This is a genomic window from Pelagerythrobacter marinus (assembly GCF_034375205.1).
GTDB classification, from domain to species: Bacteria; Pseudomonadota; Alphaproteobacteria; order Sphingomonadales; family Sphingomonadaceae; genus Pelagerythrobacter; species Pelagerythrobacter marinus.
The window spans coordinates 2,425,722-2,447,053 of sequence record NZ_CP139719.1; the positions used below are offsets into that span (position 1 = coordinate 2,425,722).

The following is a 21,332-nucleotide window of genomic DNA, read 5'->3' on the forward strand; positions in this document are numbered from 1 at the left end:
TCTCAGTCCTCCGCAGATACGTAGAGGTCCCCGCCGTTGCGATACCTCTCCGCCATCTCCTCCATCCCCTTCTCCGCTTCCTCAGCCGCCACGAACGTCTCCGCCCCGGAATTCTGCCGCGCCGCGAAATCCCGCACCTCCTGCGTGATCTTCATCGAGCAGAACTTCGGGCCGCACATCGAGCAGAAATGCGCGGTCTTGGCGCCTTCCGCCGGCAGGGTCTGGTCGTGGTATTGCTCGGCGGTGTCGGGGTCGAGGCTGAGGTTGAACTGGTCGCGCCAGCGGAATTCGAAGCGCGCCTTGGAGAGCGCGTCGTCGCGGACCTTGGCGGCGGGGTGGCCCTTGGCGAGGTCGGCGGCGTGGGCGGCGAGTTTGTAGGTCACCACGCCCACCTTCACGTCGTCGCGGTCGGGCAGGCCGAGATGTTCCTTGGGCGTGACGTAACAGAGCATCGCCGTGCCGTACCAGCCGATCTGCGCCGCGCCGATGCCGCTGGTGATATGGTCGTAACCGGGCGCGATGTCGGTGACGAGCGGCCCGAGCGTGTAGAACGGCGCTTCGCCGCAGGCTTCGAGCTGCTTGTCCATGTTCTCCTTGATCTTGTGCATCGGCACGTGGCCGGGGCCTTCGATCATCACCTGCACGTCCTGCTCCCAGGCGCGCCTGGTCAGCTCGCCCAGCGTGTAGAGTTCGGCGAATTGCGCTTCGTCATTGGCGTCGGCGATCGAGCCGGGGCGCAGGCCGTCGCCGAGGCTGTAGGCGATATCGTAGGCCTTCATGATCTCGGTGATCTCGTCGAAGCGCTCGTAAAGGAAGCTCTCCTTGTGATGCGCGAGGCACCATTTCGCCATGATCGAGCCGCCGCGCGACACGATGCCGGTGACGCGTTTCGCGGTCATCGGGACATAGGGCAGGCGCACGCCGGCGTGGATGGTGAAATAGTCGACGCCCTGTTCGGCCTGTTCGATCAGCGTGTCGCGGAAGATCTCCCAGGTCAGGTCCTCGGCAATGCCGCCGACTTTCTCCAGCGCCTGGTAGATCGGCACGGTACCGATGGGGACGGGGCTGTTGCGGATGATCCATTCGCGCGTGTCGTGAATGTTGCGCCCCGTGCTGAGGTCCATGACCGTGTCCGCCCCCCAGCGGATCGACCAGACCATCTTGTCCACTTCGCTCGCGACGTCGGAGGCCACGGCGCTGTTGCCGATATTGGCGTTGATCTTGACCAGGAAATTGCGCCCGATCGCCATCGGCTCGCTTTCCGGGTGGTTGACGTTGCTGGGGATGATCGCCCTGCCCCGCGCCACTTCGTCGCGCACGAATTCGGGGGTGACGTATTCGGGGATCGATGCGCCCCAGTCCTGCCCGTCGCGCTCCTGGCGCAGGCGCTCGCGGCCGAGGTTCTCCCGCTCCGCCACGTATTCCATCTCGGGCGTGATGATGCCGCGGCGGGCATAGTGCATCTGGCTGATGTTGCCGCCGGCTTTCGCGCGCAGCGGCTTGCGCAGCGCGGTGGGGAAGGCGGGCACGCCGCCGCTGCGGTCGGGGCCGAGCTGGCCGTTGTCTTCCGGCTTCACCTCGCGCGGCTCGTATTCCTCCACGTCGCCGCGCGAAAGCTGCCATTCGCGGCGCAGCGCGGGCAGGCCCTGGCGAATGTCGATCTGCGCCGCCGGGTCGGTATAGGGGCCGGAGGTGTCGTAAACCCGCACCGGCGGCTCGCCCCCCTCCAGGTCGATCTCGCGCATGGCGACCTTGCGCGGGCCGACGTGGATCTTGCGGCTGCCGCGGATCGGACCGGTGGTGACGCCGATTTCGAACTGGGAATTGATGTCGGCCATGAAACTCGCTCTCCATTCAGTCGGAGCGAGGCCACGGATTCCTGGAGCGAAAGCCGTTCCCTCCCTCCGCCCGTATTACCGGGATCAGGTTCGACGGGTCGCGGCATATTCCGCTCTCAACCTGCGATCGCGCGACAGGCTCCCCGGGGATGGCCCGGTGTCTAGGCCATCCGCCGCACGCCGTCCAGCGCACTGTCGCATGGCCCGGCCGGCACCGGAGAAGCCTATTGCCCGCCGGCGGCGATCCAGCGGTCGATCTTCTCCTCCAGCACGGGCAGCGGCAGCGCGCCGGTGCCCAGCACTTGCGCGTGGAAGGCGCGGATGTCGAAATCCTCGCCCAGCGCGGCCTCGGCCTTCTCGCGCAGTTCCTGGATCTTCAGCGCGCCGGTCTTGTAAGCCAGGGCCTGGCTGGGAATCGCGATATAGCGCTCGACTTCGGCAACCACCTCGGTCCGCGTCATGCCGGAGTTCTCGAGCATGAAGTCGATCGCCTGCTCGCGCGTCCAGCCCTTGGCGTGGAGGCCGGTATCGACCACCAGCCGCATCGCCCGCAGCTGTTCGTCCTGCAAGGTGCCGTAGCGGTTCCAGGGGTCGTCGAAGAACCCCATCTCGTAACCCAGCGTCTCGGAATAGAGCGCCCAGCCCTCGACATAGGCGGTATTGCCGCCGAAGCGCATGAAGGCGGGCAGCGCCTCGTTCTCCTGCGCCAGGCTGATCTGGAAATGGTGCCCCGGCGCCCCTTCGTGGAGGTAGAGCGTGACATTGCCCGTCGTCAGCCGGCTGGGCAGGTCGTAGGCGTTGAAATAGAACGTGCCGGGGCGCGATCCGTCGGGCGCGCCGGGCATGTAGGAGCCGCCGGCCTCGAACTTCTCGCGGAAGGGTTCGTAGGGCTTGATCTCCAGCGGGGTCTCGGGGACGAGCGAGAAGTATTCGCCGATCTTCGCATCGACTTCCTCGCCGATGTCGTAATAGCTCTGCGTCAGCGCCTCGCGGCTTTCGGGCTTGAACTGCGGATCGGTGCGGACATGGTCGAAGAACGCGTTCAGCGTGCCCTCGAAGCCGACTTCGCGGCGGATCTTCTCCAGCTCCGCCTTGATCCGGGCGACTTCGGCCAGGCCCAGGTCGTGCAGGTAATCGGCAGACAGCGGCAGCGTGGTCGTCCCCTCGATCAGCCGGGCGTAGAGCCGGTCGCCGCCCTTCATCTGCGACAGGCCGACCGTTTCGCGCGCTTGGGGCAGGTACTCGTCGCGCAAGTAATCGCGCAGGCGCGTGTGCGCGGCGTAGATCGCCTCGACCGCGGCCCGGTGCTCGCGCGTCAGGCGGTCCTTCTCGGCCGCGTCGAAGCTGTCGGGCAGCATCGTCACCGGGCCCCAGAGCGGCGATTCCTCGATCGGCATGGCCAGCTGGGTATCGAGCTGTTCGATCACGTTGCCGATCGTCAGCCGGGTGGCATAGACGCCGCTGGCCTGCCCTTCGCGGAACCTGGCGATCGAGCGGTCGATCAGTTCGACGTAGTCGGCATGGCGGCTGAGGTTGTTCTCGTAATCCTCGACCGTCTTGAACGGGGCCGCGCCCTGCCCGCTGGCGAACGTCGGGTAGAACGTGTGGAAGCCGGAAAAATGGTTGATCGGGCGCACTTCGGTCAGCGCGAGGATCTCCGGCGCGTAGTCCTTCAGCGTGTTGCGCTGGTTGTATTCGAACACGTCGTAGGCCAGCCGGTCGGTCGGGCTGAGCGCCGAGCGGTCGATCCGCGCCAGCGCGGCCAGGTTGTCGCGCGCATTGGCCAGCGTGCGCGCGTTGTAATCGTCGGTCAGGTAATCGCCCAGCCGGTCGGCATAGCGCATGTCGCCGCGGAACAGCGCCATGATCGGGTTGAGCTGCATGTCCTTCTCGTCCGCCGCGGCGAACAGGGCGAAGAGCTTGTCGTGCTCGCTCTGCGCCGCCTGCGCGGCGCCGGCGGCCGCCCCGGGCGAGGCGGGCGGCTGGGTGCCGGTGTTCGCGGCAGTGTTCGCGGCAGTGTGCGCGGCGGCGGGCGCGGCGAGTGCGACGGTGGCGACGACGGTGGCGGCGGCGGTCGCGGCAAGCGCGAGGCGAAGGCTGGTCATGCGTAAACTCCCCTGGACAGGCACGTCACTCTAGGCCCGGCCGCGCCCGGGTGGGGCCCGCTTCGACGAGCCGGCCCCACGGCTCGACCGGTGTTGGGCAAGGCTATTCGATCACGCGCCCGCGGGCCATGACCCAGTCGACGTGCTCCAGCACGGTCGCATCGTCCAGCGGGTTGCCGGCGACCGCGATGATGTCGGCCGAATAGCCGGGGGCGAGGCGGCCGATCTCCCCCTCCATCTCCAGCACTTCGGCGGCCACCGTGGTCGCGCTGGCCAGGGCCTCGCGGCTCGACATGCCCTGCCCGATCATCAGGCGGAACTCGCCCGCGTTGCGGCCGTGTTCGAACACGCCGGCATCGGTGCCGAAGGCGATCCGCACCCCTTCGCGGTAGGCCTTGCCCATGAACACGCGCGCGGCATCGGCCACCGCGCGCACTTTCGCCTCCACCACCGGGGTATAAGTGCCGGTGCCGAGCCTTTCGGAAATGCCCTGGAACGCCATCAGCGTGGGCACGAGCACGGTGCCGTTCTTCTTCATTGCCGCAATCGCGCCGTCGTCGAGGTAAGTGCCGTGCTCGATCGTGTCGATCCCGGCCGCGCTCGCCGCCTCGACCCCGCGCGCGCCGTGGGCATGGGCCATGACCTTGAGGCCCAGCGAATGCGCGGTGTCGGCGATCGCCTGCATCTCCGCGCTGGTGAAGTGCGCGTCGAGCCCGCGGCCCTGCTGGCTCAGCACGCCGCCGGTCGCGGTGATCTTGATCCAGTCCGCCCCGTTCTGGCTCGCGCGGCGGACTTTCTCCGCGCACTCGACCGCGCCGGTGCAGGCATAGCCGGAGGCGAGGACGTGGTTGATCTCCGGGCGGAAGCCCGAAACGTCGCCATGGCCGCCGACGATCGCGAGCGCGGGGCCGGCGGCGACGATCCGCGGCCCGGGGATCATGCCTTCTTCGGTCCCGCGGCGCAGCGCGAAGGCGGTGTGCTGCGCGCTGCCCGCTTCGCGCACGGTGGTGAACCCGGCGAGCGCGGTCAGCCGCGCGTTCTTGGCCCCGACCACGACGCCCCATTCGTCGGGCTCGACCGCTTCCTTCCAGAAATCGCCGCCCGGATCGCCGGTCAGGTGGACGTGCAGGTCGATCAGGCCGGGCAGGACGGTGCGGTCCGACAGGTCCACCGCCTCGGCCCCTTCGGGCGCGGGCTGGTGCCCTCCCTCGATCGAGACGATCCGCCCGTCGGCGACCGTGATCGTGGAGGGGCCGCGCGGGTCGCTCAGGGCATCGGTCACGACCGCGCCGGCGTGGATCACGATCGTCTGGGCGAGCGCCGGCGCGGCACCCAGCACGGCGGCGAAAGCGGCGGCGGCCGCCAGCGGAACCTTGAACGTCATCGAGCAATCCTCCCTCTTGGCCGGGGGTGATGCCCGCGCGCGCCGCCCGGCGCAAGGGGGGCACGGCCCGCCGTTTGCCCTGCGCGCCACAGGCTGTATGACCGTGCAGGCAGTTTCATTCGAAAGGATTTCCATGACCCGGACACTGGTTAGCGCCGCGACCCTGCTCGCATCGGTCTCGCTCGCCGCCACGGCCGCCGCGCGGCCGATGACGGCCGAGGATGTCGCCAAGCTGGAAACGGTCGGCGAACTGGCGGTTTCGCCCGATGGCAACCGCGTCGCCTATACCACTTCGCGCTGGCCCGACGTCACCGAGGGGGAGAAGGACGGGCGCAGCACCGACCAGCTCAAGCTTGCCTACGGCCCCGACAGCGCGCGCGATTTCCTGCCCGACGACATCGACGTTTCGGCGGTCCGCTTCTCGCCCGACGGGCGCATGGTCAGCTTCCTCTACAAGGCCGACGACGAAAAGCGCGCGGTCTGGGGGATCCCGGTGGACGGCGGCGGCCACCGCAAGCTGGCCGCGATCGAGGACGGCGACGTGCGCGGCTATGCCTGGTCGCCCGACGGCGCGAGCCTCTACCTCCTCGCCGGGGCCGCGCCCGACGAGGCGCTCGACAAGCGCAAGAAGGCCGGCTTCGACGCGGTGGTCTACGAGGAAGAGGCGCGGCTGAACCGCCTCTTCGCGGCGCGCGTCGGCGCCGGGATCGACGAATCGCCGCGCGCGATCGAGGTGCCCGGTCACGTCAGCAATATCCAGGTCGCGCCCGACGGGACGACCGCGATCGTCGAGAGCGCGCCCAGCCCGCTGGTGGACGACAGCTACACGTCGAAGCGGGTCCATGTCGTGGACCTTGCCCGCGGGCGCGTGCTGCGCGCGGTCGAAACGCCGGGCAAGCTCGGCGATGTCGAGATCTCGCCCGACGGCAGCCGCCTGTCGCTGATCGCGGCGGTCGACGCGAACGACCCGGCGGCGACCACGCTGCACCTGGCCGATGTCGCGACCGGCGCCTATCGCGCGCTCAACGCCGACGCGCCCGAGGCGACGAGCGACGCCGAGTTCCTGCCCGACGGCCGGCTGGCGGCGATCGTCGATGTCGGCGCGCAGAGCGTGCTGCGGATCTATTCGGCCGAAGGCGAGGTGCTGGAAGAGCACGATCCGGGCGCGCTGATCCTCAGCGACCTGGAAGTGGGCGGCGGCACGATCGCGGTCGAGGCCCATTCGCCCGAGCATCCGCCGGAGCTCTACGTCGTGTCGGACGGCCAGTTCACGCGCTGGACCCGGCACAACCCCTGGCTGGCCGAGATCGACATGGGCGCCCAGCGCACCTTCACCTATACCGCGCGCGACGGGCAGGAAATCGAAGGCGTGCTGATCGAGCCGGTCGGCGATATCCCGCGCGGCGGCGCGCCGGTGATCTTCGACGTCCACGGCGGGCCGGAAGCGCACGAATCGAACGGCTGGCAGACCTATTACAGCTCCCCCGGCCAGGTCGCGGCGGGGCGCGGCTATGCCGTGTTCCTGCCCAATTACCGCGGCTCGACCGGCTATGGCACGGCCTTTTCGAAGCAGCACCAGGGCGATTACGCGGGCAAGGAGTTCGACGACCTGGTCGATGGCAAGCGCGCGCTGGTCGAAGCCGGGATCGCCGATCCCGACCGCGTGGGCCTGACCGGCGGTTCCTACGGCGGCTTCGCCACCGCCTGGGGCTCCACTTACTACTCGCAGGAATTCGCCGCGGGCGTGATGTTCGTCGGCATTTCCAACAATATCAGCAAGTTCGGCACGACCGACATTCCCAACGAGATGTATCTCGTCCACGAGCGCAAGTGGCCGTGGGAGGAATGGGGCCACCTGATGGAACGCAGCCCGATCTACCACGTGGACAAGGCCGAAACCCCGCTGCTGATCATGCACGGCGATGCCGACACGCGCGTCTCGCCGACGCAGAGCTACGAGCTCTATCGCCACATGAAGACGCGCAAGCCCGAAACGCCGGTGCGCCTCGTGCTCTACCCGGGCGAGGGGCACGGCAACCAGAAGGCCGCCGCGCGCTACGATTACAGCGTGCGGATGATGGAGTGGTTCGACACCTACCTGAAGCCGGGCGACCGCGACGCGCCGCTGCCGCCGCCGCGGCCGGAGCTCAAGATCGCCGAGGGCGAGGACTGACGGCGCACGGGGGCGCGGCGTTCAGCCCGCGCCCCCGCCTGCATGGCTGGCCCCCCGCCCCGCGAGGCGGTTCAGAACGTGTAGCCGACGCCGAGCGCGGCGAACCACTGGTCCGCGTCGCCGCGCACGCTGGTATAGGGCGTGTCCCTGGCGTCGCCGAGCATCCGCGAATAGCCGCCCAGCGCGTATAGCGCGAAGCCGCCATTGGCGAGATTGCCGTCGAGATCGGCCCCGAGGAGCACGGTCGCCCCGGCCTTGGTGAAGCCGCCGTCCGCCTGGTAGAGCGGCAGCCCGCTGGCCGCGGCCTGGCCGGGGGAGACCGAGTAGTAGTAATCGGCATAGTCGTCGTCGGCATATTCGGCGCTGAGCGAGAGCAGGCCGACCATGCCGCGGCTGAGCGGGGTGAAGTAGGACACGCTGGGGCTCGCCACCATGCCTTCGTGCGCGCCCGCGACATCCCACCGGGCATCGACGCCGATCGAGACCCGGTCGTAGGGATTGAGCACGCCGGGGAAGCTCAGCCCCGCGGTCGGCCCGATCTCCACCGCGCGGTCGAGCTTGCCCGCGGCCTTGACCACCGGGTCTTCTATCCTGCTGGCGCGGTTGGAATTGAGGCCGGCGACCAGCCCCAGGTCCAGCCCCACGCGGTCGGGCGGGTTCTCGACGAAATCGAGCGCGATCCCGCCCGCGCGCGGCGAGATGCTGACCGGGCCGACTTTGCCCATGACCATCGGGATCGGGAAGACGACGTAATCGTCCGAACCGTCGTAGCTGGCCGAATAGACGGCGCCCCCGCCGACGGTGATCCAGTCGCCCGAATAGACGCTGTCCTCGATCTCGGGCGGGCCGGCGGCCTCGCCCTCCTGCGCCAGCACCGGGCCGGCGGCCAGCGCGGCAAGGCCCGCACCGGCAAGCGTGATAAGCGATTTCATGACGTGAGATATCCCCCGCGATTGTTGTTCCCCGAACGTGCGGGGGCGGCGCATGTTCCGCGCGCGGGCCGGTGCCCCCGAACCGGTTGCGCCCGACCCGGTGCGCCGTGCAGGCCCCGGGCGCGATTGCCGGGCGGGTGATTTGCCCGTACCGCTTGGCCGCATGAGCGGGCGCCGTGTCGAAATCGCGATCGTGGGCGGCGGGCTGGCCGGGGGGCTGCTCGCGCTGGCGCTGCACCGCGCCCGGCCCGACGTCGCGACCCTGCTGATCGAGCGCAACGCGGTGCTGGGCGGCAACCACCGGTGGAGCTGGTTCGCCAGCGACCTGCCCCCGGGCGGCGGCGAGCTGCTGGGCCGGTTCCGCACGACCGCGTGGGACGGGTACGAGGTGCGTTTCCCCGCCTATCGCCGCCGGCTGGGCAGCACTTATGCCTCGCTCGCCTCGACCGACTTCGACGCCGGGCTGCGGCGCGAGCTGCCGGCCGCCTCGATCGTCGCCGGCCGCGCGGTCGCCGCGCTCGACGGGGGCGGCGTGACGCTGGACGGGGGCGAACGGATTTCGGCCCGCGCGGTGATCGACTGCCGCGGCTTCGCGGCGGAAGGCGCGCTCACCGGCGGCTGGCAGGTCTTCCTCGGTCGCCACCTGCGGACCCCGCGCCCGCACGGCATCGCGCGGCCGGTGATCATGGACGCCGCGGTCGCCCAGCATGGCGGCTATCGCTTCGTCTACCTGCTGCCGCTGGGGGCGGACGAGATCTTCGTCGAGGATACCTATTACCAGGATCGCCCGACGCTCGACCGCGGGGCCCTGTCGGGCCGGATCGACCACTATTGCACTCGGCACGGCCTGGAAGGGGACATCCTCGGCCGCGAGGCGGGCGTCCTGCCGGTCGTGACCGGGGGCGACTTCGCCCGATGGCAGCGCGCCGGCGCGATCGAGGGCGTTGCCCGGGCCGGCGCGGGGGGCGGGTTCTTTCACCCGCTGACCAGCTATACCCTGCCCTTCGCGGTCGAGACGGCGCTGGCCGTCGCCGCCGAGGCCGACCTGCCGGGCGACCAGCTCGCCGCGCTGCTCGCCACCCGCGCGCGGCAGGCCTGGCGGCGCACGCGGTTCTACCGGCGGTTGGGCGCGATGCTGTTCGGCGCGGCCGCCCCGGAAACGCGATATCGCGTGTTCGAGCGGTTCTATCGCCTCGACGAAGGGTTGATCGAGCGGTTCTACGCCGCGCGTTCGACCGCGCGCGACAAGGCCCGCGTCCTGGTGGGAAAACCGCCGGTTCCGGTGCTGCGCGCGCTCGGCGCGCTTGCGCGGGCCGGCCCGCCGTTGCAGGGTCCGGGGCAATGATCGACAGCGACCGGCAGACCTCCTTCCTCGAGCAGGAACCCGCCCCCGCCCCGCCGGGCACGGCGGAACCGGCGACCGGCAAGCGCGCCTGCGTGATCGGGGCCGGAATCGGCGGGCTGGCGCTCGCCATCCGGCTGCAATCGGCGGGCATCACGACGACGGTGGTCGAGGCGCGCGACAAGCCCGGCGGCCGGGCCTATTACTGGGAACGCGACGGGTTCACCTTCGATGCCGGCCCGACCGTGATCACCGATCCCGCCTGCCTGCGCGAGCTGTGGGCGCTGAGCGACAGCGACATGGACGCCGATGTCGAGCTGATGCCGGTGGCGCCGTTCTATCGCCTCAACTGGCCCGACGGGACGGTGTTCGACTATTCGAACGACGAGACGCAGCTCAATGCCGAGATCGCGCGCCTCAACCCGGCCGACGTCGCCGGTTACCAGGAATTCCTCGCCTATTCGGAAGCCGTCCATCGCGAAGGCTACCTGCGGCTGGGCAGCGTGCCGTTCCTCGATTTCCGGGCCATGATCCGCGCCGCGCCGGCCCTGCTGCAGCACCAGGCCTGGCGCTCGGTCTATTCGATGGTCTCGCGCTATATCGAGGACGAGCGCCTGCGCGAGGCGTTCAGCTTCCACACCCTGCTGGTGGGCGGCAACCCGATGAAGACCAGCGCGATCTACGCCCTGATCCACAAGCTGGAAAAGGACGGCGGCGTCTGGTGGGCGCGCGGGGGGACCAACCGGCTCGTCGCCGGGATGGTGCGTCATTTCGAACGGCTCGGCGGGACGGTGCGGCTGGGCGAGGCGGTATGCCGGGTCCACACCGTCGGCAACCGCGCGACCGAAGTCGAAACCGCCGGCGGCTGGCGCGAGACGTTCGACGCCGTGGCGAGCAATGCCGACATCGTCCATACCTATCGCGACCTGCTGCGCGGCACGAAGCGCGGGCCGGCCCGGGCGCGTTCGCTGGCGCGCAAGCGGTTCAGCCCCAGCCTCTTCGTCGTCCACTTCGGGCTGGAAGGGACCTGGCCGGGAATCCCGCATCACACGATCCTGTTCGGCCCGCGTTACAAGGGGCTGCTCGACGACATCTACGAGAACGGCGTCCTGCCGGCCGATTTCTCGATCTACCTGCACCACCCGACCGTTACCGACCCGGCGATGGCGCCACCGGGCCGATCGACCTTCTACGCGCTCGTCCCCGTGGCCCACCAGGGCAAGCTGGCGGTGGACTGGGACCAGGTCGGCCCGATGCTGGAACGGCGCATTCTCGACGAAGTGGGCCGGCGGCTGATCCCCGACATCCACGACCGGATCGTGACCAGTTTCCATTACGCCCCGCGCGATTTCGCGCTCGACCTCAACGCCCATCTCGGCAGCGCCTTCAGCCTCGAACCGATCCTGACGCAGAGCGCCTGGTTCCGCGCCCACAACCGCGACGACGCGATCGCCAACCTCTACCTGGTGGGCGCGGGCACCCACCCCGGGGCGGGCATTCCCGGCGTCGTCGGCAGTGCCAAGGCCACCGCCGGGCTGATGATCGCGGACCTCAGCGCGTGATAGCGGATTGCCCCGGAACGCGCTTGCCGCCAAAGGGGCGCGGATGAAACGTCTTGCTGTCTATTGCGGGTCCGCGACCCCCGCCGATCCGCGTTACATGGAACTTGCCCGCGACGTCGGCGCCGCGCTGGCGCAGCGCGGGATCGGGGTCGTCTACGGCGGCGGCCGGCTGGGCCTGATGGGGGCCGTGGCCGGCGCCGCGCTCGAGGCCGGGGGCGAAGTGATCGGGATCATCCCCGAGGCGCTGGCCGGCAGCGAGGTTGCCAATACCGACTGCACCGAGCTGCACACCGTGGGCGGGATGCACGAGCGCAAGCAGCGCTTCACCGACCTTTCGGACGGGTTCGTCACGATCCCGGGCGGCGTCGGCACGATGGACGAGCTGTGGGAAGCGGTCAGCTGGGCGCAGCTCGGCTATCACACCAAGCCGGTCGGCCTGCTCAACGCCTTCGGGTTCTACGACCACCTGATCGCGTTCAACCGCCACATGGCCGAAGTGGGCTTCGTGCGGCCCGCGCACCAGAACATCGTGATCGCCGAAAGCACCCTGCCCGGCCTGCTCGACCGCATGGCCGCCTATCGCCCGCACACGCCAATCTTCCGCATGAAGGCGAGCGAGCTGTGAAGGGCGGCTGATGGCACGGGCGCGTCGCATAGTCCCGCGAATGCTGGCGCCGTCGCGCATCCTGCGCACGACGCCGGCCCAGGCGGGCGGCGGCCGCAGCCGCGAGGCGCTGGTCGAACGCGCGCGCGAGGCGATCGAGGAAGGATCGCGCAGCTTCCACGCGGCCAGCCTGCTGTTCGACCGCCCCGCGCGCGAGAAGGCCTGGCTGCTCTATGCCTGGTGCCGGCGGTGCGACGACCTGGCCGACGGGCAGGACCACGGCCGCCCGGCCGAAGGCCCCGCGCCCGAGGGCCGGGCCGGGGCGGAGCGGCGCCTGCGCGCCATTCGCCTGCTGACCGAGCGCGCGTTCGAGGGGCTGCCTACGGCGGACCCGGCCTTCGACGCCTTCGGCCTCGTCGCGCGCGAAAGCGGGCTGACGCGCGAAATGGCCGAGGACGTGATCATGGGCTTCGAGCTGGACGCGACCGGCTGGCGCCCGCGGACCGAGGCCGACCTTGCCCGCTACTGCTACCACGTCGCGGGCGCGGTGGGCGTGATGATGGCCGTCGTCATGGGGGTCGCGCGCGACGACGGCGAGACGCTCGACCGGGCCTGCGACCTCGGCATCGCGTTCCAGCTTGCCAATATCGCCCGCGACATCGGGGAGGACGACGCTGCCGAGCGGTGCTACCTCCCGGTGGACTGGCTGGTCGAACAGGATATCGAGCCGGGCCAGCACATGAAGCCGCACCACCGGCGCGAGCTGGCGGCAATGGCGACGCAGCTGGTCGAGCGGATGGAACGACACGAGGCCGCCGCCCGGCTGGGCGCGGCGCGCCTGCCCTTCCGCCGCCGCTGGGCCGTGCTGGCGGCGGCGCGGATCTACGGCGCGATCGGGCGCGAGGTGCGCGCCCGCGGCACCGCCGCGTGGGACCGGCGGGTCGCGATCGGCCGGCGCGAGAAGGCGCGCCACATCGCCGCCGCCTTCTGGGAAGCGGTGAAGAACCGCCCGCCCCGGCCCGACCCGATGCCCGAATGGACCCGCGGGTCGATCCTGATCGACGTGCGCATGGCCGGCCCGGTGGCGAAGCCGCCGATGGACCCGCTGCCCGACGAAAGCTGATCTCTCGCGCCCTCGCCATGGCCTGGATTTTGGGCTAGCCCTCGCGCCATGATCACCAAGCTCCTGATCGCCAATCGCGGCGAGATCGCCTGTCGTATCATCCGCACCGCGCGCGCCATGGGAATTGCCACGGTCGCGGTCTATTCCGACGCCGACGCGCGGGCGCTGCACGTGCGCGCGGCGGACGAGGCGGTGCACATCGGCCCCGCCCCCGCGGCCGAGAGCTACCTCGTCGGCGAGAAGATCATCGCCGCCGCGCGGCAGACCGGGGCCGGGGCGATCCACCCCGGCTACGGCTTCCTGTCGGAGAACGCCGGCTTCGCGCAGGCGGTGATCGACGCGGGGCTGACCTGGGTCGGGCCCAAACCGTCGAGCATCGAGGCGATGGGCCTGAAGGATGCGGCCAAGAAGCTGATGCGCGAGGCCGGCGTCCCGGTGACGCCGGGCTACGAGGGGGAAGACCAGTCGCCCGAACGGCTGAAGCGCGAAGCCGACGCGATCGGCTATCCGGTGCTGATCAAGGCGGTCGCGGGCGGCGGCGGCAAGGGGATGCGCAAGGTCGATGCCGCGGCCGATTTCGAGGCCGCGCTCGAATCCTGCCGGCGCGAGGCCCGGGCCAGCTTCTCCAACGACGAGGTCCTGCTGGAAAAGTGGATCACCTCCCCCCGCCATATCGAGGTCCAGGTCTTCGGCGACAGCCACGGCAACGTCGTTCACCTGTTCGAACGCGACTGCTCGCTCCAGCGGCGCCACCAGAAAGTGATCGAGGAAGCCCCCGCCCCCGGCATGGACGAGAGCACGCGCGCGGAGATCTGCGCCGCCGCCGTGCGCGCGGCGAAAGCGGTCGATTACGAAGGCGCGGGCACGATCGAGTTCATCGCCGATGCCAGCGAAGGGCTGCGCGCCGACCGGATCTTCTTCATGGAGATGAACACCCGCCTGCAAGTCGAACACCCGGTGACCGAGGAGATCACCGGGGTGGACCTGGTCGAATGGCAGCTGCGCGTCGCCGGGGGCGAGCCGATCCCGCTGGCGCAGGAGGAGCTGCGCATCGAAGGCCACGCGATCGAGGCGCGGCTCTATGCCGAAGATCCGGCCAGCGGCTTCCTGCCGAGCATCGGCCGGCTGCGGGTGTTCAACCTGCCCGAGGACGTGCGCGTCGATACCGGCGTCACCACCGACGACACGGTCCAGCCGTTCTACGACCCGATGATCGCCAAGGTCATCGCCACCGCGCCCGACCGGATGGCCGCGATCGAGGAACTGACCGAGGCGCTCGACAGCGCGCAGGTCTGGCCGGTGAAGACCAACGCCGCCTTCCTGCGCGAATGCTTGCTGGCGCAGGATTTCCGCGCCGGCGCGCTGACCACGGGCTTCATCGGCGACCATATCGACGAACTGGTCCGCAAGGGCGAACCTTCGCCGTCCGCGCTCTATACCGCGGCCATGGCCCGCGACGAGATCGACGGCAGCTATCACCACCCGACCTGGTTCGGCCTCGAGGGGTTCCGGCTCAACGCGCCGCATCGCTCGCCGGTCGCGCTGGCCCACGAGGGGGCGGTCCACGTGGTCGATATCTGCGCCGACCAGGACGACGCGGACGTGCAGTTCCTCGAATGGGCGGCGATGGACGGCGGCCTGGTCGTGTTCGAAGCCGGCCATGCCCTGCGCTTCGACCTGCCGCGCCCGGCCGCCGGGGCGGCTTCGGCCGCCGACGGCGCGATCCTGGCGCCGATGCCGGGCAAGGTCATCGCGCTCGACGTGGCCGAGGGGGACGCGGTCGCCGCCGGCCAGCGGCTGATGGTGCTGGAAGCGATGAAGATGGAACATGCCCTGACCGCCCCGTTCGACGGGACGGTGACCGAACTCGCCGCCAGCCAGGGCGCGCAAGTGCAGGTGGAGGCGGTGCTGGCGATCGTCGAGCCGCGCGAGGCATAGCGCGCGGCCCCGCGCCGCTCAGTCGGTGTCGCGCACCGGCGGGCCGAACAGCTCGCCCTTCTCGCTGAAGAGCACGAACAGCAGGCTCAGCACCGCGGTCGCCAGCAGGGCGAGCGCCAGCGGCCGCGCCGTTCCGTCGTAGGCATAGCCGATGAACCCGCCCAGCGCGGCGCCGCTGGTCATGCGCACGAAGCCTTGCGCGGATGCCGCGGCCCCGGCGATATGGCCGAACGGCTGCATCGCGATCGAACCGAAATTGGCCCCGATGAAGCCGAGCAGGCTCATGTTCGCGGCCATCAGCGGCACGAAAGTCCACAGGCTCTCGTCCGGCTGGCTGGCGAACCACAGCTGCGCCGCGGCCACGGCGATGAAGGCGAACAGGGCGACGTGGCTGACCCGGCGCGCGCCGAAGCGTTCGACGATGCGCGAATTGGACCAGTTCGATATCGCCATGCAGCCCGCGCAGATGGCGAATATCAGCGGGAAGTCGTCGCCGGCGCCGAAAGCCTCGCCGATCAGTTGCTGGCTGGAATTGATGAAGCCGAACAGACCGCCGAACACCAACGCGCTGCCCAGCGTGTAGCCGATCGTCTCGCGCAGGGTCAGCGCGCTGGTCATGTTGCGCACGATCGGCCGCAGGCGGATTTCCTGCCGGTCGGCGGCGTGGAGCGTTTCCGGCAGCCGCAGGTAGACCCAGGCCGTCATCCCCAGCCCCAGCGCGGCCATCGCGGCGAAGATCCAGCGCCAGCCGCCCATGACCGCCATGATCCCCTGCCCGATGCTGGGCGCGATCGCCGGGACCAGCAGGAAGATGACGAAGATCAGGCTCATCATCCGAGCCATGCGGTCGCCGCCCACGCGGTCGCGGATGATGGCCGGCGGCAGCGCGATGATCCCGGCGGCGAAGATGCCCTGCACCGCGCGCAGCGCCACCAGCATCGTGAACGAGCTGGCCAGCGCGCAGGCGACCGAGAGGAGGATATAGGCCCCGAGCGCCACGAACAGGACCGGGCGGCGGCCGAAACGGTCGGCGAAACTGCCGGGCAGCACCGTGCCGACGCCGCTGGCGAGCAGGTAGACGCCGACCACGAACTGCCGGTCGTTGCCCGCCGCGCCCAGGTCGCCGCCGAGATCGTCGAGCGCGGGCAGGATGGCATCGATGCCGAACGCGTTGAGCGCCATCAGCAGGGCCATCATGCAGATCAGCTCGCGTTCCCCGATCGGGGGCCGCCCGGCCAGGCTGGAATGGCGTCGGACCTCGTGCTCTTCGCCGGCCAGGGTTCGATTCCGCATCTGCACAGGTGGCCTGTGCGGCGAACGGTTCCGCTTTGCAACCCGGTGAAGTAATCCGGAACGGATGGATCACGCGATCGACAATCCGGCCGGCGACGGGCCCGACGGGCAGGAGCCCGAATCCGACGAGGCCGCGGGGCTGCGCAAGATTATCCACGTCGACATGGATGCCTTCTTCGCCAGCGTCGAGCAGCGCGACCACCCGGAACTGCGCGGCAAGCCGGTCGCCGTCGGCGGCGCGGGCGGCCGGGGCGTGGTCGCGGCCGCCAGTTACGAGGCGCGCAAGTTCGGCGTGCGCAGCGCCATGCCGTCGGTCACCGCGCGGCGGCTGTGCCCGGGCCTGGTCTTCGTGCGCCACCGGTTCGACGTCTACAAGCAGGTTTCGCAGCAGATCCGGGCGATCTTCCGCCACCATACCCCGCTGGTCGAACCGCTGAGCCTGGACGAGGCCTATCTCGACGTGACCGAGGACCTGCACGGCATCGGTTCGGCGACCCGGATCGCGCAGATGATCCGCGCCGCGATCCGCGAGGAAACGGGCCTCACCGCCAGTGCCGGCGTTTCGTACAACAAGTTCCTGGCCAAGATCGCCAGCGACCAGAACAAGCCCGACGGCCTGTGCGTGATTCGCCCGGGCGAAGGGGCGGCCTTCGTCGCGCGCCTGCCGGTGCGCCGGTTCCACGGGGTCGGGCCCAAGGGGGCGGAGAAGATGGCCCGGCTGGGGATCGAGACCGGGGCCGACCTGGCGGCGAAGGACATCGCCTTCCTGCGCGCGCATTTCGGCAGCTTCGCCGATTACCTCTATCGCGCGGCGCGCGGGGTGGACCTGCGCCCGGTGCGGACCAACCGCATCCGCAAGTCGGTGGGCGGAGAGCGGACGTACCGCGAGGACATTTCGACCGGCCATGCCCTGCGCGCGGCGCTGGACGGGATCGTCGATATCGTGTGGGACAGGATCGAGCGGGCCGAGGCGCGCGGGCGCACGGTCACGCTGAAGATGAAATATACCGATTTCCGCATCGTGACCCGTTCGCGCAGCCTGCCGCGCGACGTCGCGGACAAGCGCGAGTTCGCCCGGATCGGGCACGAGCTGCTCGACAACCTGCTGCCCCTGCCGCTGCCGATCCGGCTGATGGGGCTGACCCTGTCCGGCCTCGACCGGCCCGGGATGCCGGAGGAAGAGGCCGCGCGCGACAGCGCCCAGCTGTCGCTGCTATGATCGCTGGCGCCAGAGCGCGATCTTGAGGCGGGTGCGCTCGTCGAGCGGCTCGGGCAGCGAATGCGGGGGGAAGAACCGCGCCTCCAGCACTTCGCGCCGGTCGGGCCGGGGATGCCCGGCGACCTGGGTGGCGAAGATGTGCAGCCGGTGGACCGCGCCGTGCAGTTCCTCGTTCCGCACGCCGAGCAGGGCCATGGCATGGGCCTCGACCCCGGTTTCCTCGCGCAGTTCGCGCCGGGCCGCTTCCTCGGGCGTCTCGCGCCGCTTCACCCCGCCGATCGGCAACGACCAGTTGCCGGTGCCGTAGCTGAGCCGCACGAGCAGCAGCCGCCCCTCGATATCGCAGGCGATCACCGCGCAGCTTTCCAGCGTCGGCCGGGTCAGGCGCCACCAGCGCTTGCGCACGGCATGGGCCAGGCGCAGCGCGAGGCGGTGCGCCGGGGGGGGGATCAGGCGAAGCACGTAACGGGTTGCCCGGCCGCGGCCAGCAGGCGCGCCACGGGCAGGTCGTGCTCGCCGTGCAGGGCGCCGTCGAACACCGCCCGCTTGTCCGCCCCGCGGATGACGAACATGATCTCCTCGCTCGCCAGCAGCGCCGGGATCGTCAGCGTGATCCGGTCGAAAGGCGCCTCCGGCGGCAGGGGGTCAGGCGTCAGGCGGCGCACCGGGCGCGGATCGTCGGGCCGCGGATCGGTATTGGGAAACAGCGAGGCGATGTGCCCGTCCGCCCCCATGCCCAGCCAGGCGATCGCGAAGCGCGGCGGCGCGGCGTCTTCTTCCAGCGGGACGATCCGCGCGCCCAGCGGCTCCAGCGCGGCGCGGATGCGGCCGGTGTTGCTGGCCGGGTGATCTTCGGGAACGATCCGGTCGTCGCCGGGCCAGACCTCCACCCGCGACCAGTCGATCGCGCGTTCCTGCAGCCGTTCGAGAATGGGAAAGGGGGTCGATCCGCCGGGCAGGGTAACCGCCACGGTCCCGGCGGTGGCGCCCAGCGCGGCGTCGAGCCTCTCGCCCAGCCACTCGGCCACGCGCGCATCGCCGGCCCCCTCGATCACGTTCGCGTTCTTCACGGCCGCAGCAAATAGCATAAAGCCCGCCGCGGCCAAGCGCCGCGTGCGGGCTTCATCGCAAAAAAGGGGCAGGCGTTACTTCAGCGTCTGCGAAAGGAACCAGATCCGTTCTTCGGCCTGGTCGATCCAGTCGTCCACGATCCCGCTGGTGGCATTGTCGCCGGCTTCCTCGGCCGCTTCCTTTACTTCGTTCAGCCGGTCGTGGAGCTTGCGGTTGTCGTCGCGCAGTTCCTTCACCATCGCATCGGCTTCCAGCGAGGTATCGTCCTGATCGGATACGCCGGTGGCATTGCCGATCGAGCCGATCGAGGTCAGCGTCGGCGCGCCGTTCTTCCGCACCCGCTCGCCGATCAGGTCCACCGTGCCGATCAGCTGGGCCGCCTGCTCGTCAAACAGCAGGTGCAGGTCGCGAAAGCGCGGGCCCGCGACGTGCCAGTGGAAGTTCTTGGTCTTGACGTAGAGCGCCAGCGTGTCCGCCAGCGCGCCGTTCAGCGCGCTCACCAGCGCCTTCTTCGAATTGTCGCCCGTCGTGCTCATTGCAAGAATATCCCTCCTTCGCGTTGATACTTGTTATCCCAACGGCCGGATCGGCAAACGGTTTCGCGAGGTCGGCCGCTCTGTGTGATCGAGTGGGTCGATCAACCGATGATCCCCCTCGCGCCGAGGCCGATGGCAACCGCCGCGGCGAGGACGATAGCCCCCAGCGCCAGCCGCATCGCGCGCAGGGGCAGCGCGGCGAGACCGCCCTCGCCCGCGGCCCAGCCGGCGGCCAGCGCCAGTATCCCGCCGAGCGCTCCGCCGACCCCGGCCCAGAGCGGCGCCCCGGTCGCGGCCGCGATGGCGAAGACGATGAAACGCGCCGCGTCGCCCAGTTGCCGGGCGAAGAGGACGATCGCGATCGCCGCGACCGACCGGGTCGGCTCGCGCGCCCGTGCCAGGTGCACCGGCAGCGCCAGCTCGATCGCGGCGAAGCCGAGCGCGAAGGCGACCAGCATCGTCTTGCCCGCCGCGGGCAGGAGGCCGGACATCGCCTGGCCCGCGAGCGCCATGGCCATGGCCGAAACGGTCGCGCTGATCGCCGCCGCGGCCAGCACGCCGGGCCCGCGCCGCGAAACGGCGGAAACCTGCGCCACCGTCAGCTGGTCGCGCGCGCCGATCGTGCCCAGGAGAACCGCGATGAAACCGAAGAACAGCGAGGACATGGCGCCCGTCATGCGGGGGCGGCGCGGCAGTGGCAAGCCACCGCGCCGAATCGAGGATCAGGCTATCCAGGGGCCGGTGATCGCGAACGTGCGCGTGGGGCTGTAGGCATTGACGAACAGCGTCCGCCCGTCGGGCGAGAAACAGGCCCCCGCCCACTCGGTCTGCATGTGCAGCAGCGCGAGCGGATAGGCCGTGCCCTCGGGCGTGATCCCGCGCAGGTGGTTGGTCACGACCTCGGTGTACTGGTCCTCGCACACGACCAAGTGGCCGTTCGGGCCCACGGTCAGGTTGTCGCCGTAGTTGAACTGGTCGGGGCTGGTCGATTCGAAGAACAGCTGCAGCCGGTCGGCCGCCCCGCCGCGCCCGGGGACGAGGCGGAAGATCTGGCCCAGCCGGGCCGCGCCGCCGCTGGTGCAGCAGAAATAGAGCTCGCCATCGCCCATGTGGATGCCTTCGCCGCGCGCGAACAATGCCGCGCCGTCCGCCGCGCCGCGCCGGCGCAGATCGTCTTCGGGCGATTCCACGTCGTCGAGGTCGATCCAGCGCGCATCGGCCCAGCTACCGGTGGGCCAGGGCGCGCCTGCGTCGGCCCAATTGCGCGTGTCCGCCGGTGCGCCGACGATCGCCAGCGCCTGGAGCCGCCCGCCCTCGGCCAGCTTGCCCGGCACGTTCGGGATGAAGCGATAGAGCAGGCTGTCGTCGCGATCCTCGGTCTGGTAGACTATGCCGGTCGCCGGATCGACGCAGGCCGCCTCGTGGTTGAAGCGACCCATGGCCTTCAGCGGCACCGGGTCGACCAGCCCGGGCGCATCGGCGGGCACTTCGAACGTCCACCCGTGATCCTGGTTTATCCGCCCGCCGGCGCGCGCCGGCGCCTCCTCGCACGTCAGCCAGCTGCCCCAGGGCGTGATCCCGCCGGCGCAGTTGCGGATCGTCCCGGCGAGCGAGCGATACTGCCGCTCGACCGCCAGGGTTTCGGCATCGAGGACCAGCGTGGTCGTGCCGCCCGGCAGGGGCACCAGGCTCCTGCCCACGGTGTCGAAGGCCGGGCCCGCGACCCCGCCCCCGTCCTTGCCCGGCACCAGCTCGTGGTTGCGCACGAGCGCGAGCCTGCCGCCGCCGAGGTCGAAACAGCCCATGCCGTCGGCCGCGTCGGGCACGGTGAAGCCGTCGTCCATCGCATCCCCCAAGCTGGAGATCACGCGGTAGGTGAAGCCTTCGGGCAGGTCCATCACCCCGGCCGGATCGGGGCGCAGCGGCCCGTAGCCGGCGGCCATGGCGGCGCCCCCGGCGCGGGCGCCGGTGGTCGTGCAGCCCGATGCCAGGAGCCCGGCGAAGGCGGAACCGGTGGCGGCGAGGAACGTGCGGCGGCTGGCGGAATATGACATAAGTAAAGTTATCCTGCGTGGCGTTGCGGACAGGACTGCCCTAGCAGCATGAACGCCATGTGACAGCAATGCGCCGAACAGCGTTTTGCGGGCTTTGGGGAGGGCCATGAACAGATTTTCGCCGCGCCTTGCGGAAACGCCGCGCTTTTCGGGAACAT

Annotated in this window: 17 protein-coding genes and 1 riboswitch; of the genes, 7 read left to right on the forward strand and 10 right to left on the reverse strand. The window is 70.2% G+C overall.

Annotation, left to right across the window (positions count from 1 at the left end):
* Positions 1-2: 2 nt before the first annotated feature.
* From thiC to T8T98_RS11910, 3 genes are all read right to left on the reverse strand, one after another.
* Positions 3-1,838: a phosphomethylpyrimidine synthase ThiC gene (gene thiC / locus T8T98_RS11900; protein ID WP_251105031.1), complete on the reverse strand. Its 1,836-nt coding sequence runs from the start codon at positions 1,836-1,838 to the stop codon at positions 3-5.
* A gap of 44 nt (positions 1,839-1,882) precedes the next feature.
* Positions 1,883-1,994, reverse strand: a riboswitch (TPP riboswitch).
* Positions 1,995-2,062: 68 nt separating this feature from the next.
* Positions 2,063-3,943 carry a DUF885 domain-containing protein gene (locus T8T98_RS11905; protein WP_251105030.1) on the reverse strand — a complete coding sequence of 627 codons (1,881 nt, stop codon included), beginning with the start codon at positions 3,941-3,943 and terminating at the stop codon, positions 2,063-2,065.
* 103 nt (positions 3,944-4,046) lie between these two features.
* Positions 4,047-5,327: a metal-dependent hydrolase family protein gene (locus T8T98_RS11910; RefSeq protein ID WP_160734343.1), complete on the reverse strand. Its 1,281-nt coding sequence runs from the start codon at positions 5,325-5,327 to the stop codon at positions 4,047-4,049.
* A 133-nt stretch (positions 5,328-5,460) separates the two neighbouring features.
* Between T8T98_RS11910 and T8T98_RS11915 the strand changes: the two genes are divergently transcribed.
* Entirely contained in the window at positions 5,461-7,500 is a 2,040-nt protein-coding gene (locus T8T98_RS11915; RefSeq protein ID WP_251105029.1) for a S9 family peptidase, read from the forward strand.
* A gap of 71 nt (positions 7,501-7,571) precedes the next feature.
* On the opposite strand, the gene T8T98_RS11920 is transcribed toward T8T98_RS11915, so the two are convergent.
* Positions 7,572-8,432 (reverse strand): MipA/OmpV family protein, encoded by an 861-nt coding sequence (locus T8T98_RS11920; protein WP_251105028.1) that lies wholly within the window; start codon positions 8,430-8,432, stop codon positions 7,572-7,574.
* A 163-nt stretch (positions 8,433-8,595) separates the two neighbouring features.
* Here T8T98_RS11920 and crtY point away from each other — a divergent pair, with 163 nt between their 5' ends.
* Genes crtY through T8T98_RS11945 form a run of 5 tightly spaced genes read left to right on the forward strand, consistent with a single transcriptional unit; the run spans position 8,596 to position 15,001 of the window.
* Positions 8,596-9,777, forward strand: a complete 1,182-nt coding sequence (gene crtY / locus T8T98_RS11925; protein WP_251105027.1) for a lycopene beta-cyclase CrtY — start codon at positions 8,596-8,598, stop codon at positions 9,775-9,777.
* Positions 9,774-11,336, forward strand: coding sequence for a phytoene desaturase (locus T8T98_RS11930; protein ID WP_251105026.1), 1,563 nt, complete (start codon positions 9,774-9,776; stop codon positions 11,334-11,336). The genes crtY and T8T98_RS11930 overlap by 4 nt, the downstream gene beginning before the upstream one ends.
* Before the next feature lie 43 nt (positions 11,337-11,379).
* On the forward strand, positions 11,380-11,961 hold the full coding sequence (locus T8T98_RS11935; RefSeq protein ID WP_251105025.1) for an LOG family protein: 582 nt from the start codon (positions 11,380-11,382) through the stop codon (positions 11,959-11,961).
* Positions 11,962-12,001: 40 nt separating this feature from the next.
* The gene (locus tag T8T98_RS11940) at positions 12,002-13,063 is read left to right on the forward strand and encodes a phytoene/squalene synthase family protein (protein WP_251105949.1); all 1,062 of its coding nucleotides are present in this window, start codon (positions 12,002-12,004) and stop codon (positions 13,061-13,063) included.
* Positions 13,064-13,111: 48 nt separating this feature from the next.
* Entirely contained in the window at positions 13,112-15,001 is a 1,890-nt protein-coding gene (locus T8T98_RS11945) for an acetyl/propionyl/methylcrotonyl-CoA carboxylase subunit alpha (protein WP_251105024.1), read from the forward strand.
* An 18-nt stretch (positions 15,002-15,019) separates the two neighbouring features.
* Here T8T98_RS11945 and T8T98_RS11950 read toward each other — a convergent pair whose 3' ends face one another.
* The gene (locus T8T98_RS11950; protein ID WP_407675033.1) at positions 15,020-16,294 is read right to left on the reverse strand and encodes a multidrug effflux MFS transporter; all 1,275 of its coding nucleotides are present in this window, start codon (positions 16,292-16,294) and stop codon (positions 15,020-15,022) included.
* Between the two features lie 64 nt (positions 16,295-16,358).
* Between T8T98_RS11950 and dinB the strand changes: the two genes are divergently transcribed.
* Positions 16,359-17,513: a DNA polymerase IV gene (gene dinB, locus T8T98_RS11955; protein ID WP_251105023.1), complete on the forward strand. Its 1,155-nt coding sequence runs from the start codon at positions 16,359-16,361 to the stop codon at positions 17,511-17,513.
* Here dinB and T8T98_RS11960 read toward each other — a convergent pair.
* The 5 genes from T8T98_RS11960 to T8T98_RS11980 all read right to left on the reverse strand — a co-directional run bounded on the left by T8T98_RS11960 (position 17,508) and on the right by T8T98_RS11980 (position 21,174).
* On the reverse strand, positions 17,508-17,975 hold the full coding sequence (locus T8T98_RS11960) for an NUDIX domain-containing protein (RefSeq protein ID WP_251105022.1): 468 nt from the start codon (positions 17,973-17,975) through the stop codon (positions 17,508-17,510). The two genes, dinB and T8T98_RS11960, sit on opposite strands and share 6 nt — an antisense overlap.
* Positions 17,963-18,583: a 6-phosphogluconolactonase gene (locus T8T98_RS11965; protein WP_251105021.1), complete on the reverse strand. Its 621-nt coding sequence runs from the start codon at positions 18,581-18,583 to the stop codon at positions 17,963-17,965. The genes T8T98_RS11960 and T8T98_RS11965 overlap by 13 nt, the downstream gene beginning before the upstream one ends.
* A 75-nt stretch (positions 18,584-18,658) precedes the next feature.
* Positions 18,659-19,120: a Dps family protein gene (locus T8T98_RS11970; RefSeq protein WP_251105020.1), complete on the reverse strand. Its 462-nt coding sequence runs from the start codon at positions 19,118-19,120 to the stop codon at positions 18,659-18,661.
* Positions 19,121-19,221: 101 nt separating this feature from the next.
* Complete coding sequence (locus tag T8T98_RS11975; RefSeq protein ID WP_251105019.1) at positions 19,222-19,785, reverse strand: hypothetical protein; 564 nt, start codon at positions 19,783-19,785, stop codon at positions 19,222-19,224.
* A 57-nt stretch (positions 19,786-19,842) separates the two neighbouring features.
* On the reverse strand, positions 19,843-21,174 hold the full coding sequence (locus T8T98_RS11980) for an alkaline phosphatase PhoX (protein ID WP_251105018.1): 1,332 nt from the start codon (positions 21,172-21,174) through the stop codon (positions 19,843-19,845).
* Positions 21,175-21,332: the final 158 nt, after the last annotated feature.

Coding starts and splice junctions, on each gene's coding strand:
- thiC (WP_251105031.1), bottom strand. CDS start 1,838: ATGGCCGACATCAATTCCCAGTTCGAAATCGGCGTCACCACCGGTCCG.
- T8T98_RS11905 (WP_251105030.1), bottom strand. CDS start 3,943: ATGACCAGCCTTCGCCTCGCGCTTGCCGCGACCGCCGCCGCCACCGTC.
- T8T98_RS11910 (WP_160734343.1), bottom strand. CDS start 5,327: ATGACGTTCAAGGTTCCGCTGGCGGCCGCCGCCGCTTTCGCCGCCGTG.
- T8T98_RS11915 (WP_251105029.1), top strand. CDS start 5,461: ATGACCCGGACACTGGTTAGCGCCGCGACCCTGCTCGCATCGGTCTCG.
- T8T98_RS11920 (WP_251105028.1), bottom strand. CDS start 8,432: ATGAAATCGCTTATCACGCTTGCCGGTGCGGGCCTTGCCGCGCTGGCC.
- crtY (WP_251105027.1), top strand. CDS start 8,596: ATGAGCGGGCGCCGTGTCGAAATCGCGATCGTGGGCGGCGGGCTGGCC.
- T8T98_RS11930 (WP_251105026.1), top strand. CDS start 9,774: ATGATCGACAGCGACCGGCAGACCTCCTTCCTCGAGCAGGAACCCGCC.
- T8T98_RS11935 (WP_251105025.1), top strand. CDS start 11,380: ATGAAACGTCTTGCTGTCTATTGCGGGTCCGCGACCCCCGCCGATCCG.
- T8T98_RS11940 (WP_251105949.1), top strand. CDS start 12,002: ATGCTGGCGCCGTCGCGCATCCTGCGCACGACGCCGGCCCAGGCGGGC.
- T8T98_RS11945 (WP_251105024.1), top strand. CDS start 13,112: ATGATCACCAAGCTCCTGATCGCCAATCGCGGCGAGATCGCCTGTCGT.
- T8T98_RS11950 (WP_407675033.1), bottom strand. CDS start 16,294: ATGCGGAATCGAACCCTGGCCGGCGAAGAGCACGAGGTCCGACGCCAT.
- dinB (WP_251105023.1), top strand. CDS start 16,359: ATGGATCACGCGATCGACAATCCGGCCGGCGACGGGCCCGACGGGCAG.
- T8T98_RS11970 (WP_251105020.1), bottom strand. CDS start 19,120: ATGAGCACGACGGGCGACAATTCGAAGAAGGCGCTGGTGAGCGCGCTG.
- T8T98_RS11975 (WP_251105019.1), bottom strand. CDS start 19,785: ATGTCCTCGCTGTTCTTCGGTTTCATCGCGGTTCTCCTGGGCACGATC.
- T8T98_RS11980 (WP_251105018.1), bottom strand. CDS start 21,174: ATGTCATATTCCGCCAGCCGCCGCACGTTCCTCGCCGCCACCGGTTCC.